Source organism: Stenotrophomonas sp. MMGLT7 (assembly GCF_021168555.1).
Taxonomy (GTDB): Bacteria; Pseudomonadota; Gammaproteobacteria; order Xanthomonadales; family Xanthomonadaceae; genus MMGLT7.
In genome coordinates this window covers 14,904-33,330 of the sequence record NZ_JAJOZS010000007.1, presented here as the reverse complement: position 1 = coordinate 33,330, position 18,427 = coordinate 14,904, and the positions used below count along the sequence as shown (strand labels likewise).

The 18,427-nt window shown below is 64.1% G+C and carries 18 protein-coding genes and 2 pseudogenes; 10 read left to right on the top strand and 10 right to left on the bottom strand.

Translation table 11 applies throughout. The features are described from left to right. The first annotated feature begins 14 nt into the window (after window positions 1–14). The 3 genes from LRX76_RS10550 to der are packed head-to-tail and all read left to right on the top strand — an operon-like array spanning window position 15 to window position 3,421. A complete protein-coding gene (locus tag LRX76_RS10550) occupies window positions 15–653 on the top strand; it encodes a tetratricopeptide repeat protein (RefSeq protein WP_231804880.1) in 639 nt (212 codons plus the stop codon). Further along, on the top strand, window positions 653–2,008 hold the full coding sequence (gene bamB / locus LRX76_RS10545; RefSeq protein WP_231804878.1) for an outer membrane protein assembly factor BamB: 1,356 nt from the start codon (window positions 653–655) through the stop codon (window positions 2,006–2,008). The genes LRX76_RS10550 and bamB overlap by 1 nt, the downstream gene beginning before the upstream one ends. 12 nt (window positions 2,009–2,020) lie before the next feature. Then, window positions 2,021–3,421, top strand: a complete 1,401-nt coding sequence (gene der / locus LRX76_RS10540) for a ribosome biogenesis GTPase Der (protein WP_231804875.1) — start codon at window positions 2,021–2,023, stop codon at window positions 3,419–3,421. Window positions 3,422–3,451: 30 nt separating this feature from the next. Here der and LRX76_RS10535 read toward each other — a convergent pair whose 3' ends face one another. Further along, a complete protein-coding gene (locus LRX76_RS10535; RefSeq protein WP_231804873.1) occupies window positions 3,452–4,357 on the bottom strand; it encodes a LysR family transcriptional regulator in 906 nt (301 codons plus the stop codon). A 103-nt stretch (window positions 4,358–4,460) separates the two neighbouring features. Between LRX76_RS10535 and LRX76_RS10530 the strand changes: the two genes are divergently transcribed. The 5 genes and pseudogenes from LRX76_RS10530 to LRX76_RS10510 form a co-directional block, all read left to right on the top strand. Then, window positions 4,461–5,237: an SDR family oxidoreductase gene (locus LRX76_RS10530; protein ID WP_231804871.1), complete on the top strand. Its 777-nt coding sequence runs from the start codon at window positions 4,461–4,463 to the stop codon at window positions 5,235–5,237. Window positions 5,238–5,478: 241 nt separating this feature from the next. Then, window positions 5,479–6,363, top strand: coding sequence for a bifunctional methylenetetrahydrofolate dehydrogenase/methenyltetrahydrofolate cyclohydrolase FolD (gene folD / locus LRX76_RS10525; protein ID WP_231804869.1), 885 nt, complete (start codon window positions 5,479–5,481; stop codon window positions 6,361–6,363). A 106-nt stretch (window positions 6,364–6,469) separates the two neighbouring features. Beyond that, a complete protein-coding gene (gene guaB / locus LRX76_RS10520) occupies window positions 6,470–7,930 on the top strand; it encodes an IMP dehydrogenase (protein WP_231804867.1) in 1,461 nt (486 codons plus the stop codon). A 120-nt stretch (window positions 7,931–8,050) separates the two neighbouring features. Further along, complete coding sequence (gene guaA / locus LRX76_RS10515) at window positions 8,051–9,616, top strand: glutamine-hydrolyzing GMP synthase (protein ID WP_231804865.1); 1,566 nt, start codon at window positions 8,051–8,053, stop codon at window positions 9,614–9,616. Between the two features lie 301 nt (window positions 9,617–9,917). Beyond that, window positions 9,918–10,052, top strand: a pseudogene (locus tag LRX76_RS10510) (Arm DNA-binding domain-containing protein); the annotation flags it as partial. A gap of 29 nt (window positions 10,053–10,081) precedes the next feature. Here the strand turns inward: LRX76_RS10510 and LRX76_RS10505 are convergent. From LRX76_RS10505 to LRX76_RS10480, 6 genes and pseudogenes are all read right to left on the bottom strand, one after another. Then, on the bottom strand, window positions 10,082–11,041 hold the full coding sequence (locus tag LRX76_RS10505; protein ID WP_231804863.1) for a zinc-binding alcohol dehydrogenase family protein: 960 nt from the start codon (window positions 11,039–11,041) through the stop codon (window positions 10,082–10,084). 57 nt (window positions 11,042–11,098) lie between these two features. Next, on the bottom strand, window positions 11,099–11,809 hold the full coding sequence (locus LRX76_RS10500; RefSeq protein WP_231804861.1) for a class I SAM-dependent methyltransferase: 711 nt from the start codon (window positions 11,807–11,809) through the stop codon (window positions 11,099–11,101). Window positions 11,810–11,856: 47 nt separating this feature from the next. After that, window positions 11,857–12,471, bottom strand: coding sequence for a type II CAAX endopeptidase family protein (locus tag LRX76_RS10495; protein ID WP_231804859.1), 615 nt, complete (start codon window positions 12,469–12,471; stop codon window positions 11,857–11,859). A gap of 32 nt (window positions 12,472–12,503) precedes the next feature. Further along, a complete protein-coding gene (locus LRX76_RS10490; protein WP_231804857.1) occupies window positions 12,504–12,677 on the bottom strand; it encodes a hypothetical protein in 174 nt (57 codons plus the stop codon). After that, window positions 12,674–12,898, bottom strand: a pseudogene (locus tag LRX76_RS10485) (LysR family transcriptional regulator); the annotation flags it as partial. The gene LRX76_RS10490 and the pseudogene LRX76_RS10485, both read right to left, overlap by 4 nt. A 70-nt stretch (window positions 12,899–12,968) precedes the next feature. Then, window positions 12,969–13,856: an NmrA/HSCARG family protein gene (locus LRX76_RS10480; protein ID WP_231804854.1), complete on the bottom strand. Its 888-nt coding sequence runs from the start codon at window positions 13,854–13,856 to the stop codon at window positions 12,969–12,971. Between the two features lie 90 nt (window positions 13,857–13,946). Here LRX76_RS10480 and LRX76_RS10475 point away from each other — a divergent pair, with 90 nt between their 5' ends. Then, window positions 13,947–14,354 (top strand): helix-turn-helix domain-containing protein, encoded by a 408-nt coding sequence (locus LRX76_RS10475; RefSeq protein ID WP_231804852.1) that lies wholly within the window; start codon window positions 13,947–13,949, stop codon window positions 14,352–14,354. A 36-nt stretch (window positions 14,355–14,390) separates the two neighbouring features. Here LRX76_RS10475 and LRX76_RS10470 read toward each other — a convergent pair whose 3' ends face one another. Further along, entirely contained in the window at window positions 14,391–14,780 is a 390-nt protein-coding gene (locus tag LRX76_RS10470) for a RidA family protein (RefSeq protein ID WP_231804850.1), read from the bottom strand. A gap of 140 nt (window positions 14,781–14,920) precedes the next feature. On the opposite strand from LRX76_RS10470, the gene LRX76_RS10465 reads away from it, so the two are divergent. Further along, entirely contained in the window at window positions 14,921–15,859 is a 939-nt protein-coding gene (locus LRX76_RS10465) for a LysR family transcriptional regulator (RefSeq protein ID WP_231804847.1), read from the top strand. Between the two features lie 411 nt (window positions 15,860–16,270). On the opposite strand, the gene LRX76_RS10460 is transcribed toward LRX76_RS10465, so the two are convergent. Beyond that, window positions 16,271–17,689 (bottom strand): coniferyl aldehyde dehydrogenase, encoded by a 1,419-nt coding sequence (locus tag LRX76_RS10460; protein WP_231804845.1) that lies wholly within the window; start codon window positions 17,687–17,689, stop codon window positions 16,271–16,273. 34 nt (window positions 17,690–17,723) lie between these two features. Continuing rightward, a complete protein-coding gene (locus LRX76_RS10455; RefSeq protein WP_231804843.1) occupies window positions 17,724–18,401 on the bottom strand; it encodes a type 1 glutamine amidotransferase domain-containing protein in 678 nt (225 codons plus the stop codon). Window positions 18,402–18,427: the final 26 nt, after the last annotated feature.

Here is an 18,427-nt window from a genome sequence, read left to right as displayed (position 1 = left end):
AAGCGAGAGTACGCATGGCGATTGACGATCTGCTCGACGAGCACGAACAAAGTGAACGTGTCCGCTCCTGGCTCAGGAGCAATGGTGCCGCGGTGATAGGCGGCGTGGTGATCGCACTGGCCGCGATCCTGGGCTGGCAGTGGTGGCAGAAGCACAGCCACAACCAGTTGGCCGAGGCCAACGCCCGCTACGAAGGCGTGCTCGGCGGCATCCAGTCCAACAACCTCGAAAAGGCCGCCAAGGACATGGCGGGGCTGGAGCAGGGGCGCACCGGCATCTACACCGACCTTGCGGCGCTGCGGCTGGCCAAGGCCCAGGTGGAGGCGGGCAAGAGCGAGGATGCGATCAAGACGCTGCGCGGCGTCAAGGCCAGCGGCGAGTTCCAGCTGCTGATCGACCAGCGCCTGGCGCGACTGCTGGTGGATGCCGGCAAGCCCGACGAGGCGCTCAAGCTGCTTGCCTCGGCCGAGGACAACATCAGCCTGGAGATTCGCGGCGATGCGCTGATCGCGCAGGGCAAGCGCGACCAGGCGCGTGATCTTTACGCCAAATCCCTGGCGACACTGGATGTGGCGGCCCCGCAGCGGCGCCTGGTGGAAATGAAATTGATGGATGCCGGCGGCGTGGTGCCGGATCCTGCGGAGCCGATCTGATGGGACACATGGTCATGTTGAAGCGGATTGCCCTGGTGGCGGTCGTGGGCGTTGCGCTTTCCGGTTGCAGCACCGTCAAGGGCTGGTTCGCCGGCAAGGACGCCGAGGCCAAGAAGGCCACCGAGCCGGCCGAACTGGTCAAGTTCGAGCCCAGCGTACGGGTCTCCAAGGCTTGGTCGGCCAACGTCGGCAAGGGCGAGGGCCGTATCGGCGTGCGCCAGGCCCCGGTGGTCGCCGACGGCAAGGTGTATGCGGCCGCGTCCAGCGGCTCGGTATTCGCCCTGGACCTGCAGAGCGGCAAGAAGATCTGGGAATACGAGGCCAAGAAGGTGCGCAAGGAGCGTCTGGCGCGTGCCGACGAGGCACCCAGCCAGGTCGAGAGCGAATCCACCGAGGGGCTCTCGCGCGACGACAAGGCCTCCCGCAAGGAGCGCCTGCGCAACGAGAAGCTGCAGGCGAAGGAGCGCAGGAACCTAGCGAAGAAGCGGCCGCTGCCGCGATTCGCCGGTGGCCCCGGCGTGGGCGAGGGGCTGGTGGTCATCGGCTCGCTCGACGGCGAGGTGATCGCCCTCGACGCCGCCGACGGCAGCGAGAAATGGCAGGCCAAGGTGTCCAACGAGGTCATCGCCCCGCCGGCGATCGCGCAGAACCTGGTGTTCGTGCGCAGCAACGATGGCCGCGTGACCGCCTTCGACGCCGCCAACGGCCAGCAGCGCTGGTTCCACGAGCAGGAGTCGCCCTCGCTCACCGTGCGCGGCAACGCGCCGGTGGTGACCGGGCCGGGCGTGCTGTTCGTCGGCAACGACGATGGCACCGTGACCGCGCTGGCGATGCAGGACGGCCGCCCGTTGTGGGAGCAGGCCGCGGGCATCCCGGAAGGGCGCACAGAACTGGAGCGCATGGCCGACGTCGATGGCGCGCCGGTGCTCGAGGACACCATCCTGTACGCCACCAGCTTCAAGAACGAGACCGTGGCCATCGAGGGCCCGAGCGGGCGCCCGCTGTGGACGCGCGATCACGGCGGCGCCGGCGGCGTGGGTGTCTCCTCCGGCAACGTGGTGGTGGCCGACAACGCCGGTACCGTGTGGGGCCTGGACAAGGCCAGCGGCTCGGCGATGTGGTCGCAGGCCGCCCTGGCGCGCCGCTCTCTGACCGGCGTGGCGATCCAGGGCGACTACGCCGTGGTCGCCGACTACAAGGGCTACGTGCACTGGCTGCGGCTGGACAACGGCGAACTGGCGGCGCGCGAGCGCGCCGGGCGCGACCGGGTCAAGGCGCAGCCGATCGTGGCCGACGGCATCGTGCTGGTGCAGAACACCGACGGCAAGCTGACCGCTTTCCGGCTGGCTCAGTAAGGGGACGACGCGATGCTGCCTTTGGTCGCCCTGGTCGGACGGCCGAATGTCGGCAAGTCCACCCTGTTCAATGCGCTTACGCGCAGCCGTGACGCGCTGGTCCACGACCAGCCCGGCGTCACCCGCGACCGCAACTACGGCGTGTGCCGCCTCGACGAGGCCAATGCCTTCCTGATCGTCGATACCGGCGGCATCGCCGGCGACGAGCAGGGGCTGGCCGGCGCCACCGCGCGCCAGGCCCGCGCCGCCGCCGCCGAGGCCGACCTGATCCTGTTCGTCGTCGATGGCCGCGAAGGGCCGTCGGCGCTGGACGACGAGATCCTGGCCTGGCTGCGCAAGCTGTCGCGGCCGACGCTGCTGCTGGTCAACAAGATCGACGGCACCGACGAGCAGGCGGTGCGCGCCGAGTTCGCCCGCTACGGCTTCTCCGACGTGCTCGCGGTCTCGGCCGCGCATCGGCAGGGACTGGACGACCTGGTCGACGAGGTCGTCGAGCGGCTGCCGGAGGAAGGTTCCGGCGAGGTGCTGGACAACGATCCCGAGCGCATACGCGTGGCCTTCGTCGGCCGTCCCAACGTGGGCAAGTCGACGCTGGTGAACCGGCTGCTGGGGGAGGAGCGGATGATCGCCTCCGAGGTGCCCGGCACCACCCGCGATTCGATCGCGGTGGACATGGAACGCGATGGCCGCCCGTACCGGCTGATCGACACCGCCGGCCTGCGCCGCAAGTCGCGCGTGGACGAGGCGGTGGAGAAGTTCAGCGTGGTCAAGACGCTGCAGGCCATCGAGCAGTGCCAGGTGGCCGTGCTGCTGCTCGACGCCACCGAGGGCGTCACCGACCAGGATGCCAGCGTGCTTGGCGCGGTGCTCGACGCCGGCCGCGCGCTGGTGGTGGCGATCAACAAGTGGGACGGACTGAGCGGCTACCAGCGCGAGCAGGCCGAGGCGCTGCTGTCGCGCAAGCTCGGTTTCGTCGAGTGGGCCGAGGCGGTGCGCATCTCGGCGCTGCACGGCTCGGGTCTGCGCGAGCTGTTCCGCGCCATCCACCGCGCCCATGCTTCCGCCACGCACGAGTTCTCCACCGCCGAGGTCAACAAGGCGCTGGAGATCGCCTACGAGGCCAACCCGCCGCCGAGCGTGCGCGGCCACGTCTCCAAGCTGCGCTACGTGCATCCGGGCGGCGCGAACCCGCCGACCTTCATCGTCCACGGCACCCGCCTGAAGGAGCTGCCGGATTCGTACAAGCGCTACCTGGAGAACTTCTTCCGCAAGCGCTTCAAGCTGGTGGGCACGCCGGTCCGCTTCATGTTCCGCGAGGGCAGCAACCCCTACGAAGGCAAGAAGAACGTGCTCAGCGAGCGCCAGATCGCCAAGAAGAAGCGCCTGATCCGCCACGTCAAGCGCGGGAAGTAGCCCGCCGGACAGGCCTGGAGCCGGGCCGGGTCAGCGCTGCAGATGCGGGGCCAGCCGTTCCTGGAGCCATTCGATGAAGGCATGCAGCAGCCGCGACAGCCGCCGCTGCGGCGGGTACATGACCGAGACCGGCAGGGGCGGAGGCGTCCAGCCGGGGACGTCCACTTCCACCAGCTGCCCGGAGGCGAGCAGGTCCTCGACGTCGTAGCGGGGCACCTGGACCAGGCCCACGCCCGACAGGCAGCAGGCGATATAGGTTTCGGCGTTGCTGACCGAGACGCGGCCGCGCATCTGCAGTTGCCGGGTCTTGCCGTCGACGTGCCGGTATTCCCAGCTCTCGGTCTTGCCGATGGCGATTCGGCCGAAATGGACGATCGGCAGTTCCGCCAATGCCGCCAGCGTCGTGGGCCGGCCATGGCGGGCGAGCAGGCCGGGACTGGCGCAGGTGGCCTGCCGGAAGTGGCCCAGCGGCCTTGCCACCAGGTCGGCCGCGGCGGGCTCGCCGACCCGCAGCACGCAGTCGATGCCTTCGTCGAGCGGATTGCTGAAGCGGTCGCTGCTGCCGAGCTCCAGGCTCACCTGCGGGTAGCACTGCAGGAAGGCCGGCAGCGCCGGCGCGAGCAGGAGATGGGCGATCCGTGCCGGCACCTCCACCCGCAGCTGTCCGCCGGGCGCGTGGTCCTGGCGGAACAGCGCCTCGGTCTCGGCGGCGTCGGCCAGCAGGCGCACCGTGCGCTCGTACAGCAGCTCGCCCTCGCTGCTCAGGCGGATCCGGCGCGTGGTGCGCTGGAACAGCGGCACGCCGAGGTGCTTCTCCAGCCGCTGCACTGCGCTGGAGACCGAGGAGGTGGCCATGTCCAGCGCAAGCGCCGCACGGGTGAAGCTGCCGGTCTCGGCGACGCGCTGGAAGATGGTCAGGGTCTGCAGCAGGTCCATGGCGATTGTTCGATGCAGTCGAATATATTTTTGGATTCTTACCTGTTTATCCGCAAATTTCGACCGTCCAGACTGCAGGTCTCCATTCAACGAGGGACCTGTCATGAGCACTGTGCATACCCTGCAGGACAAGGTGGTGCTGATCGCCGGGGGCGCCAAGAACCTGGGTGGCCTGCTGGCGCGCGACCTGGCCGGGCATGGCGCCGCGGCGGTGGCCATCCACTACAACAGCGATGCCAGCCGGGCTGACGCCGAGGACACCGTGGCCGCGATCCGCGCGGCCGGGGCAGAGGCGGCCGCCTTCCAGGGCGACCTGACCGGGGCGGCGGAGGTGGAGAAACTGTTCGCCGACACCCTGGCAGCGTTCGGTCGCATCGACATCGCGGTCAATACCGTGGGCAAGGTGCTGAAGAAGCCGATCGTCGAGACCGGCGAGGCCGAGTACGACGAAATGGCGGCAGTGAATGCCAAGTCGGCGTTCTTCTTCCTGAAGGAGGCCGGCAGGCATGTCAGCGACAACGGCAAGGTGGTGACGCTGGTGACGTCGCTGCTGGGTGCTTTCACGCCGTTCTATGCCTCCTATGCCGGGACCAAGGCGCCGGTGGAGCATTTCACCCGCGCCGCGGCCAAGGAGTTCGGTGCGCGCGGCATCTCGGTCAACGCAGTCGGTCCGGGGCCGATGGACACGCCGTTCTTCTATGGCCAGGAAGGCGCCGATGCCGTCGCCTACCACAAGACCGCGGCGGCGCTGTCGCCCTTCAGCAGGACCGGCCTGACCGACATCGAGGACGTGGTGCCGTTCGTCCGCCACCTGGTCGGCGAAGGCTGGTGGATCACCGGGCAGACCATCCTGATCAACGGCGGCTACACCACCAAGTAGCGTCACGCGTCGCGTGGGTTACCGCCTGGTCCATGGAGTCAACGGTGGTCATGGGGCCTTGCCGCGTGGAATCGGCAGGCGGCCGCTGTCGCTCCTGTGGAGATGCCGGGCGCACCGTCGCGCTGACCGCGATCGGCGCCTGTCCGACTCGCCATGGTATCGCCGGCCCGGCGCCCGACTGTGGCGGGAAACGGCGGATGCGCGACAATACGCGCTTCCCCCAAACGACCGATCCTACCCGATGAGCGATTCCGCGCCTGCTTCCGCCGCCACAGCCCGCATCCTGGACGGCCGCCGCATCGCCGAGGATCTGCTCGATACGCTCAAGGTCCGTGTCGATGCGCGGCTGGCCGCCGGTCGCAGCCGTCCCGGGCTGGCGGTGGTGCTGGTGGGCGGCGATCCGGCATCGGCGGTGTACGTGCGCAACAAGCGCCGCGCGGCGGAGAAGGTGGGTATCGAGGCGTTCGACTACGACCTGCCTGCGGCGACCAGCGAGGCCGAACTGCTGCAGCTGATCGACAAACTCAACGCCGATCCGCGCATCCACGGCATCCTGGTGCAGCTGCCGCTGCCGGGGATCCCCGACGCCAGCCGGCTGATCGAGCGGATCGATCCGCGCAAGGACGTGGACGGCTTCCATCCCACCAACGTCGGGCACCTGGCCTTGCGCCAGTTCGGCCTGCGCCCGTGCACACCGCGCGGCATCGTCACCCTGCTGGCGCACACCGACCAGCCGGTGCGCGGCCGCAACGCCACCATCGTCGGGGTGAGCAACCATGTCGGCCGGCCGATGGGGCTGGAACTGCTGATCGCCGGCTGCACGGTCACCAGCTGCCACAAGTTCACCCCGCGCGCGGTACTCGAGCGCAGCGTCGGCGAGGCCGACATCCTGGTGGTGGCGGTCGGCAGGCCGGGGCTGATCCCCGGCGAGTGGGTCAAGCCGGGCGCGGTGGTGATCGACGTGGGGATCAATCGACTGGAGGACGGCCGCCTGGTCGGCGACGTCGGCTTCGATGCCGCCGCGCAGCGCGCCAGCTGGATCACGCCGGTGCCGGGCGGGGTGGGGCCGATGACGGTGGCCACGCTGATGCAGAACACGCTGGAGGCGGCCGAGGCCGCCGGCTGAACGCGGGCACCTGCAACGCTATGTCACGGTCCGGGCGCATGCGCGGACGTGCTGTCCGGACCGATTAGGGTTAAAATGCCGCGCTTCCCAACATCCGGGTCCGCCAATGCTGCGCATTCTGGCTGAAGCACTCACCTACGACGACGTCTCGCTCGTTCCCGCCCATTCCACCGTCCTGCCCAAGGACGTCGACCTGGGTACCCGACTCACCCGCGACCTGCGCCTGAAGCTGCCGATCCTGTCGGCGGCGATGGATACCGTGACCGAAGCACGCCTGGCGATCGCCATGGCCCAGCTCGGCGGCATCGGCATCATCCACAAGAACATGACCGTGGAGCAGCAGGCCGCGCAGGTGGCCAAGGTCAAGAAGTTCGAGTCCGGCGTGATCCGCGACCCGTTCACGGTCAATCCCGAGACCACCATCCGCGAAGTGCTGGCGCTGACCCGCGCCCACAACATCTCCGGCGTGCCGGTGGTGGACGGCAACGGCCAGCTGGCCGGCATCGTCACCCATCGCGACATGCGCTTCGAGACCGAGCTGGACGACCCGGTGCGCCACATCATGACCAAGAAGGACCGGCTGGTCACGGTGAAGGAGGGCGCCGCCTCCGACGAGGTGCTGCGCCTGCTGCACAAGCACCGCATCGAGAAGGTGCTGGTGGTCAACGACGACTTCGAGCTGCGCGGGCTGATCACGGTCAAGGACATCCAGAAGAAGTCCGACAACCCCAACGCCGCCAAGGACAGCTCGACCCGGCTGCTGGTCGGCGCCGCGGTCGGCGTCGGCGGTGATACCGAGCACCGGGTCGAGGCGCTGGTGGCCGCCGGCGTGGACGTGGTCATCGTCGATACCGCGCACGGCCATTCGCAGGGCGTGATCGAGCGCGTGGCCTGGGTCAAGAAGCGCTTCCCGCAGTTGCAGGTGATCGGCGGCAACATCGTCACCGGCGATGCCGCGCTGGCGCTGATGGACGCCGGCGCCGACGCGGTCAAGGTCGGCGTCGGTCCTGGCTCGATCTGCACCACGCGCGTGGTCGCCGGCGTCGGCGTGCCGCAGGTCACCGCGGTGAGCATGGTCGCCGACGCGCTGCAGGACCGCATCCCGCTGATCGCCGACGGCGGCATCCGCTATTCCGGCGACATCGGCAAGGCGCTGGTGGCCGGCGCTTCCACGGTGATGATCGGCGGCCTGTTCGCCGGTACCGAGGAAGCCCCAGGCGAGGTCGAGCTGTTCCAGGGCCGCAGCTACAAGAGCTATCGCGGCATGGGCTCGCTGGCGGCGATGGAGAAGGGGTCCAAGGACCGCTACTTCCAGGATTCCAGCGACGCCGACAAGCTGGTGCCCGAGGGCATCGAGGGGCGCGTGCCGTACCGCGGCCCGGTCGGCGGCATCGTCCACCAGCTGGTGGGCGGGTTGCGCGCGACCATGGGCTACGTCGGCTGCGCCACCGTCGAGGACATGCGCAGCAAGCCGCAGTTCGTCAAGATCACCGGCGCCGGCCAGCGCGAGAGCCACGTCCACGACGTGCAGATCACCAAGGAACCGCCGAACTACCGGATGGGCTGAGTCCCATCCGCGGGATCGGGGATTCGGGATTCGGGCTTCGTGGAAGCCCGCCGTGTTCCTGTCCGGTCGCGGCCCGCCGCTGTAGCGAATCCCAAATCCCGAGTCCCCAATCCCGGCCCCATGACCAACATCCACAGCGACAAGATCCTCATCCTCGATTTCGGCGCGCAGTACACGCAGCTGATCGCCCGCCGCATCCGCGAGATCGGCGTCTACTGCGAGATCTGGGCCTGGGACCACGACCCGGCCGAGATCGAAGCGTTCGGTGCCAGGGGCATCATCCTGTCCGGCGGTCCCGAGTCGACCACGCTGTTCGGGGCGCCGGCGGCGCCGCAGCAGGTGTTCGATGCCGGCGTGCCGATCCTGGGCATCTGCTACGGCATGCAGACCCTGGCCGCGCAGCTGGGCGGCGCTACCGAGGCGGCCGACCAGCGCGAGTTCGGCCACGCGGTGGTCGAGGTGGTCGCGCCCGATGCGCTGTTCTCCGGCCTGTCCGACCATGGCGGGCAACCGCAGCTGGATGTATGGATGAGCCACGGCGACCACGTCGCCCAGGTGCCGCCGGGCTTCACCATCACCGCCACCACCGAGCGCATCCCGGTCGCGGCGATGTCCAACGAGGACAAGCGCTGGTACGGTGTGCAGTTCCATCCGGAAGTCACCCACACCCTGCAGGGGCAGACCCTGCTGCGCCGCTTCGTGGTCGACATCTGCGGCTGCCAGACGCTGTGGACCGCCGCGCACATCATCGACGACCAGATCGCCCGCGTGCGCGCCCAGGTCGGCGACGACGAGGTGGTGCTGGGCCTGTCCGGCGGCGTCGATTCGTCGGTGGTCGCGGCGCTGCTGCACAAGGCCATCGGCGACAGGCTGACCTGCGTGTTCGTCGACACCGGCCTGCTGCGCTGGCAGGAAGGCGACCAGGTGATGGCGATGTTCGCCGAGCACATGGGCGTGAAGGTCATCCGCGTCAATGCGGCGGACCGCTATTTCAAGGCGCTCGAAGGCGTGGCCGACCCGGAGGCCAAGCGCAAGATCATCGGCAACCTGTTCGTCGAGATCTTCGACGAGGAGTCGGGCAAGCTGAGCAATGCCAAGTGGCTGGCGCAGGGCACCATCTACCCGGACGTGATCGAATCGGCCGGCAGCAAGACCGGCAAGGCCCACGTCATCAAGAGCCACCACAACGTCGGCGGCCTGCCCGAGCACATGAAGCTGGGCCTGGTCGAGCCGCTGCGCGAGCTGTTCAAGGACGAGGTGCGGCGCCTGGGCGTCGAACTCGGCCTGCCGCGCACCATGGTCTACCGCCACCCGTTCCCGGGCCCGGGCCTGGGCGTGCGCATCCTCGGCGAGGTCAAGCCCGAATACGCCGAACTGCTGGCGAAGGCCGACGCGATCTTCATCGACGAACTGCGCAAGGCCGACCTGTACGACAGGACCAGCCAGGCGTTCGCGGTGTTCCTGCCGGTCAAGTCGGTGGGCGTGGTCGGCGACGCGCGCGCCTACGAGTGGGTCATCGCCCTGCGCGCGGTGGAGACCATCGACTTCATGACCGCGCACTGGGCGCACCTGCCGTACGACTTCCTCGGTACGGTGAGCAACCGCATCATCAACGAACTGCGCGGCGTCTCGCGGGTGGTCTACGACATCTCTGGAAAGCCGCCGGCGACGATTGAGTGGGAGTGATTTGACATCCTTCGAGGACTATCGCCGGCTATCGAAAAATCGTCGTAACGCGTTGATTTATTAGGTAAATACGTCACGGCATCTATCGGTGGCTATCGCCGGCTAGCAAAACAAGTTGACGGTGGCGCTGGCGGTAAGAATCGAGGCCGGATTAAGACACTCTCGTTCACTATTGAGACTTTTACCGTCTTTGACGGTAAAAATCTTCTCGGGAAAGCTTGTTTTACGCGGCTTTCCGAGCATCAGCAGGCCTCCAGGTCCCTGACGGTAAAAGCCGTCGGAAAACCGGAGGAAAACCTCGATGCTGACCGACGCTGCACTGCGAAATCTGAAGCCTAAGTCCAAGATTTAGAAGGCTTCTGACCGAGACGGAATGTACGTGACGGTATCGCCCAGCGGTACCGTCACCTTCCGCTATGACTACCGGCTCCACGGCCATGCGTGGCAACATGCTGCGAGCAGGTTTCACGGTCTCATGACAACGCGGCCCAGCGGCTTGGCCGTTTCCGCATAGGTATGGGCCGCAGCGGCCTCCGCCAGGGGGAATGTTCGGTCAATGATGGTGCGTATGCGTCCGTCAGCAACAGCTTGCAACAGCTCATCCACGGTTGAGCGGACCGCAGGGGTCTCAAAAAGCGGTCCCATGAATACGCCCGAGAGCGTCTGGTTGCGCTGCATGGCGGGCCACAGATCGACGACCAAATCGCCGCCACCAGCATTGCCGACGAAAATAAGACGACCTTCTGGAGCCAGCGCAGCAAGAGAACTCTGCAGCGTCGTACCCACCGGATCGACGACGAGATTGGTGCCAGTTCCATGGGTGATCTGCCGGACGGCGTCCACGACGTCATGGGCAGTGCGATCCACGACATGGTTGGCGCCGAGTTCAGTCAGCCGGCTGCTCCGCTGCGTTCCACTCGCCACGGCGATGACCGTGGCACCGGCCTGCGCGGCGAGTTGGACGGCGGCAAGGCCCACGCCGCCGGCTGCCGCCTGGATGAGGACAGTTTCGCCGTGTGCAAGTCCGCCGCGTGCGAAAAGGCAGTGATGCGCCGTCCCGAACGAGATCGGCAATACCGCCGCATCTGTTGCATCCACTCCATCGGGTATGCGCCATGTACGCCCCGCTGGCACAGCCCAGAGCGCAGCATGCGAGCCTTGCATGTCAAACGCCGTGACGCGATCTCCGACTCTGCGGCTTGTGACATTCGATCCGGTCGCCACCACTGTGCCCGCCGCCGCGTATCCGACAACCCAGGAAGACTGAGGTGGCGGAGTCGAACGGCGGTTGATCAGGTCGCCACCTTCAATTGAGATCGCCTCAACGGAAATCAGTACGTTGTTAGGCCCGACGGTTGGGGCGGGAATGTCGGCATACCTCAAGACGCCGGGAGCTCCCGCCGCGTCATAAACTGCTGCTTTCATCATGGTTCATCTCTGTCGTCGATGTGTTTGGTCATTAGCAAGCGAAAGCTTGAATTGTTAGGCGAAATTGTTCGGTGCGCGTTTTGACAGCCATGCATGAATCAATCCGGCCTGAAAAAACTGCACGGAAGGCTCGAAACCTCCGGCCTCAATTATTGATGCAATCTCAATTGGCGGAAGAACGCCAACATCATTGGCATATGCTTTGCGCATGCGGTCTATCCCCTCAGGTGAAATGTCTGACGACGCCATCATGTTCATCCAGGCGCGAAGTAATACTTCATATTCTGGCGACGCCACATCAGAAGCCAAGTCAGAACTAGCAAGAATTCCTCCAGGCTTGAGATTGCTTGATATTTCCCGAAAGAACCCTGATCGCACTTGTTGGTCGAGAATTAATTGAGACACCAGAAAGCAAGTGGCGGCGTCATGAAGCCCGATGGCTGGAAGTGAATCAAGATAACCTTCGTGGAAATAACAACGAGATGTAAATCCGTCCTTCTCCGCCCGTTTTCGGCAACCATCAAGCATAGGGCCAGAAGGCTCTACTGCAGTAAACCGCCATGCAGGATGCTTTCGGGCAAGATGGGCCAACTCCGCTCCTGTTCCCGCTCCGACACAGAGAACTCGTGCGTCAGCGGGCAACTCGGCAAACAGCGACTCGAGAAGGAGGTACAAGCAATCGTTGATTGCTGCCGTTTTGGCCCACTGTATATCGTAGCTAGCAGCCTGTTGATCGAATACTGCCTTGACTTCGTCTTGATTCATTAGTTTCTCCGCATTCTTGCTGCCCAATACGATTTATTCAAGCATTATCAGAAACTGTAGACCAACAACCAAATACCATTGAAGATGGCATGCACAACGAACCCAGGCCAGATGGATTGAGTCGCGCGAAACAAGAAGCCGGTTAAGAGGCCGACTATAAAGGCGCTTAGCAGGACAACGCTGAATCCATGGGCGACTGCAAAGATCATTGCGCTGCCCACCACTCCGGCCCATGCACCGTATCGGTTCAGTGCATTGGCGATAACGCCACGGAACAATACTTCCTCGCCAAGCGGCGTCAGTATGCCCCCCATGAGGATTAAGGTGAGGAGCATCATCGGGCCATCCCGTGCCGCAGCCTGGAAGTCGCCCTGAGTGTTCTGCTCGGTGACAAACAGGAAATACACGTGTTCTGCCAGAACGCTCAACCCGAATGCGGCGATACCCAGCACAACACCCATGGCTAGCCAACGCGACCTCGCGGATTTGAATCCGAAGGCTTGAAAGTCTCGAATGCGCAGCGCATATGCAGCTAGTAAGGCGAGAATGCCAGCAACGCCATTCGTCGCCATCCCCACGATCCCACGCCAAGCGGCCTGTTCATCCGGGATTAGCACGAGTAACAATGCAATGAGCAGAAGCAGCAGCAGGTAGCTGATCAATGCGATAGCGATCTCTGGCAACCCTAATCCATTCATGGCGTCACCACCATGAAAATAGCCAGGCCAATAGCGGCAATGCAGTCGTTGCGCTTGCTAATGGAGGCTTCGATTTCTGCCAGATAGATTGCCACGACGATGGATGCATGTGCGGGCGGCCACATAACAGCCAGCGCTATGGTTGGCAAGATTTGTATCGCCTTCTTCATAGCATTGATTCCTCACCAGAATCAGGCATATTTCCTGGCGCTGGCCTGATGATCTCGGGTGACTCGATGGCCTGCACACGCTCGATGAAGCGAGCCAGCGTCTCTGAGGGTTCTGTATCCAAGCGCAGCAGGTAGGTCGTTAGCATTGGCGAACGCCCAGCTAATGGTCTCGCGACGACACCCTTCTCTCGGCTTGCGGTGATAAGTGTGGCACCAGTAAGTGGCCAGGAAGCAGCGAAGGTGGCGAAATTCCATCTATGTGCATCCTCCTATCTTTCTGGTTCGGCCTATCTATGCTTGTTTCCTGCACAACGCTTCTTCAAGCTTCTCCCGTCCCACTCCCATCAACCATGTACGCAACGAGACAAGTTCAGGATTGATCTCCCGCATCAAATCGAGGTCTACTCGCTCAGAGAGAGGACCATCTTGCAGGCTCGACGCCATATGGGCCAGATCGGCGTTTGAGGACAGAACCTCATCCGGGAAACGGAAATAGCTGATGGGTAGACCTGCCGCTTCCGAGAACACAGCCTCCAGTTCACGGCCCGTCACACGATCACTGGCGATCTTCAACGTCTTGCCGGCAAACCGTGCCTTGTCTACGAACATCGCGGTAACGATTTTCCCGATGTCTTGCACGGCAGTGAGCTGGATCGAATGATTGCGGTGGATCAGGGAGACCAACCGCCCTTCATCGAGGCCGAAGCCAGGTCGAACGAGCATCTCCATGAAGATCATGGGACGGATGATGGTGGCCGTCAGCGGCAGTTCGCGGATGTATGCTTCGATACGCGGCTTGGCGTCGAAGCGCGGGACACCTGTCGGCTCGTCGCCAGCGCTCGCGCCCGAAGAGTAGATGAAATGATCAACATGGCTCTTTACTGCCAGGTCTGCGACGCGTGTTCCATAACGGACTTCATCTTCTGCCGACAGGTTGGCTGGCATCACACTGAAAACGCCGTGCGCATCCTTCATGACTCCCGCGATGACTTCGGCATCTTCCAATGATCCTTGCACGAGCTCGGCGCCTGCCTCACGCAGCGCAACTGAGACAGGTTCGAACGGATCTTGCACAAAAGCGCGAACAGGCCAGTGGACCTTCAGCAGCGCCTTGGCCACTGATCCGCCTTGCCGGCCGGTGGCTCCGAAAACCAGGATAGGGCGATGTACTTCGTTCATGATTCAGCTCGAAAAAGATGAGAACGTCGTATTCTTTCCTCTATCTCTGAATTGCGGAAGACGGAACTTTTCTTAACCTCAGGCACAAAAATGAAACTCTTGGACCAAGCAGGACCGGACTACCTCAGTGAACGTCTTGAAGACGATTCATCATTCCATCCGATTCCCTCCAACGGAATCTGCACGCGGCTCGGTGATAAATGGACCGTGCAGGTTATATGGCGTCTGGCCATCGCAGATGATCGTCGCCTGCGGTTTTCCGAGATCAAGCGTGAGGTGGAAGGCATCACACAGCGCATGCTGACACTGAGAAACTTGGAACGAGATGGCTTGGTAGAACGCCACTATTTTCCCGAAGTACCTCCGCGTGTGGAATATGAGATCACGGAGATGGGGAAAAGCATGTTCCATGTGCTGGAAGGCATCAACATGTGGATCAGAGAAAACCTTCCACGTGTAAAGCAATTGCGTCAAACCTACGATACCAACAAGCGCTGATGCATATTTGGGCAACGAGCCGTACGGATACGGGAGTTAGGGTAGTTTGGCAATGACCTTAATCTCGAACTGGAATCCGTAAAGCCACGTCACGCCAACCCCGGTCAAAGTGGGATAAGGCGCTTCTCCCCAGTATTCTGGAAGGACACTCCAGATAGCGTCGAGGTTTGACTCCGGTTCGACGACAAAGAGGGTGACGTCAACCACATCACTGAATGTGCAGCCCGCCGCCATAAGAACAGCATTAAGGTTATCGAATGCCGCCCTGATCTGCGCTTTGAGGTCAGGTTCAGGCGAACCATCCTCACGGCTGCCAACCTGGCCCGAAACAAACAAGAATCCGTTGGATTTAATGGCCGGTGAATACCGGTTGCGCTCATAAAGCGCCTGCCGACCAAGGGGGAAAACTGCTTCGCGTGTTGTCATGTCTGTGCCTTTGCAATGGCGAATTCTCGCCAATGAACAAAAAAGGCAATTTACAGGTGCTGGACCGGGCGGATAAACAGGCGACTTTGTTCATCATTGTTTGTAAAATACAAGCAATCTGCGGAAAGAGAGGATGAAGAATGGATCGCTTCGACGCGATGCGCGCCTTTGCTCGTGTGGTAGAGGCAGGTAGCTTCACAAAGGCTGCACAAACACTTCATATGAGCAAAACCACGGTGACGCAGCTCATCCAGCAGCTGGAAGCACGCCTGCGCGTCAAATTGCTCCATCGCACCACCCGCAAGCTCGGTGTTACTCCCGATGGCGTGGCGTACTACGAGCGTGTTGTCCGCCTTTTGGCAGACATGGAGGATGCCGAAACCAGCTTGTCCAGTGCGGCGATCACGCCCAGAGGGCGCCTCCGTGTGGACGTGCCCAGTCCGCTGGCCCGCCTCATCCTGGTGCCGGCGCTACCGGATTTCCACGCGCGCTACCCTGATATCCAATTCGACATGGGCGTGAGCGACCGAGCCGTGGATCTGATCAGCGACAACGTGGATTGCGTCTTGCGTGGTGGTGAAATCAACGACCAATCCCTGATCGCACGCCATGTCGGCGATTTGCAAATCGCCGCCTACGCCGCACCGAGTTATGTGAAACGCCTCGGCACTCCTGCAAACCCGCAAGAGCTGGAAAACGCCAACCATCGCATAGTGGGATTCCTGTCCTCACGTACCGGTAAGATTGATCCTTTGGTAATGCACCGTGAGAGTGAACGTGTTGAAATCAGGAGCAGCTACGTGCTCGCAGTGGATGATGGCAATGCCTATCTCGAAGCGGGGTTAGCAGGGTTAGGAGTGATTGCGCTGCCCACTTATATGGCGGCAGCACATCAGGCTTGTGGCACCTTGATTCCGTTATTCGAACAATGGCGGTTTAATCCAATGCCGCTGTACTTGGCATTTCCACCGAACCGCCATGTCAGTGCCAAGCTGCGAGTTTTTATTGATTGGATCATTGAGCTGATGCAGCAGCATGCACCGAATTCCAGCAACCAGCAACGACATCCCAGCCCCTGATTCGTCGCTCCTCCTGCAGCGGTATTAGTCGCTATGCAGCCGACCTGTTAAATCGAAATTCCACGCTGCCGTCCGACTTCCCAAGACACCCTATCACCGCGCGCCAGGTATCGATGAAAGTTACGTAACTTGTTTATCTTAAAAAGATAAGTTGCGTTTTCTGTCGGTGGCTATCGCCGGCCAGCAGAACGGGTCGGAGACAGAACTGACGGCAATCCCCCAGAGGTCGGATCCAGACCTTCCCGTTTACTATTGAGTGGTGACGCCAGGGTTTTTGGTGTCTATCGCCGCAGCCACGGCATCAGTGCAGGCTGGCCATGTGGTCGGCCAGCCTCCCGTACTTGATTGTGTATCGCCTGACGTCGAACCGTTGATCGGCAGTGCGCACGTCGGAGTGATCGCCGCTGGCGGTCAGCCCGCCAGCAGCGATTCGACCTGCGCCAGGCCGTCGGCATAGGGGGCGCGCAGGCGCAGGTTGGATTCGCCGCCCGGGCTCTGCACCACCACTGCCTTGGCGTGGCTGAAGCGGCGGAAGCCGTGGATGCCGTGGTAGGCGCCGATGCCGGAGGCACCGACGCCGCCGAACGGCACGCTCTCGACCGTGGCGTGGGTCATCACGTCGTTGATCACCAGCGCGCCGGAGGTGGTGCGCTCGCCGAAGCGCTGCTGGCGCGCGGCGTCGTTGCCGAAGTAGTAGGCGGCCAGCGGGCGCGGATGGGCGTTGATGTAGTCCAGCGCCTCGTCGGCATCGCGGTAGGTCTTGAGCGGCAGGATCGGCCCGAAGATCTCCTCCTGCATCAGCTGCATCTCGTCGCTGGCGTCGAGCACCAGCGTCGGCGCCAGTTTGCGGCTGGCCGCATCGGCCTCGGGTTCGCCCTGCGGTTGCAGCCCGATCACCGTGGCGCCCCTGGCGCGGGCGTCGTCCAGCAGCCGCTGCAGGCGCTGGAAGTGGCGGTCGCTGACGATCGAGGTGTAGTCCGGGTTGTCCTGCAGCGTCGGGAAGCTGCGGGTGACGAAGCGGCGCGCATGTTCAACGAAGGCATCGCGCGCGGCCTCGGGCAGCAGTACGTAGTCGGGGGAGATGCAGATCTGCCCGGCGTTGAAGGTCTTGACCGTCAGCACGCGCTCGGCCGCCACCTGCACGTCGGCATCGGTGTCCAGCACCACCGGCGACTTGCCGCCCAGCTCCAGCGTCACCGGCACCAGGTTCTCGGCGGCGGCGCGCATCACCTGGCGGCCAACGCCGGTGCTGCCGGTGAACACCAGGTGGTCGAAGGCCTGCGCGCTGAAGGCCGCACCGACCTCGGCGTCGCCGAGCACGGTGGTCAGTTCCAGCGGATCGAAGTAGCGGCCGACCAGTTCGGCCAGCAGTCCGGCGGTGCGCGGGGTCAGCTCGGACGGCTTGATCAGGGCGCGGTTGCCGGCGGCGAACACGCCCGCCAGCGGGCTGAAGGCCAGGTTGAGCGGGAAGTTCCACGGACTGATGATGCCGACCACGCCCAGCGGCTGGTACTGCACCCGGGCCTGCATGCCGGGGCCGGGCGCCGGCTGCTCGTCGGCCTGCATCCATTGCTCCACGTTCTCGGCGGCGTACTGCAGGGCACCCACCGAGGACAGCACGTCGGCCATCAGGCTCTGGTAGGGGCTGCGGTGGCCGTAGTCGGCGCCGATCGCGGCATCCAGTTCCTTGTGGTTCTCGGTCAGCAGCCTGGCGGCACGGCCGAGGCGGTCGCGGCGCAGTCCGGCGCTGGCCGGGCCGTCCTGCACGTGGGCGCGCTTCATCGCGGCAACGGTCGCGGCCAGGGTGGCGGCGGTCACGGGAGAATTCATGTCTCGACTCCGGAAAGGGAAATGGGGAGGGCGGTCAGGCCAACTGCTTGAGCAGGGCTTCGGCCACGGCCTCGGAACTGGCCGGGTTCTGGCCGGTGACCAGGCGGCCGGCGACGACGACATGCGGTTGCCAGTCGGGGCCCTTCTCGTACAGCCCGCCCTGGCGCTTGAATTCGTCCTCGATCAGGAACGGCACCACGTCGGTCAGCTGTACCGCGGCTTCCTCGCTGTTGGAGAAGCCGGTGACCTTGCGGCCCTTGACCAGCGGCTGGCCATCGGCGCCGCGTACGCGGCGCAGCGCGCCGGGGGCGTGGCAGACCAGACCGAGCGGCTTGCCGGCACGCTCGAAGCCCTCGATCAGCGCGATCGAGGCCGGGTCCTCGGCCAGGTCCCACAGCGGGCCGTGGCCGCCGGGGTAGAACACCGCGTCGAAGTCGGCCTCGCGCACGTCGGCCAGCCTGCCGGTATGGGCGAGCGCGTCCTGCGCCTGCGGATCCTTGCCGAAGCGCTCGGTGGCGGCGGTCTGCGCGTCCGGCTCGTCGCTCTTGGGATCCAGCGGCGGCTGCCCGCCCAGCGGCGAGACCAGGGTGAGTTGCGCGCCGGCGTCCTTGAACACGTAGTAGGGCGCGGCGAATTCCTCCAGCCAGAAGCCGGTCTTCTTGCCGGTGTCGCCGAGGCGGTCGTGGGAGGTGAGGACGATCAGGATCTTCATGGGGTGGACTCCTTTCGGGTTCGGGT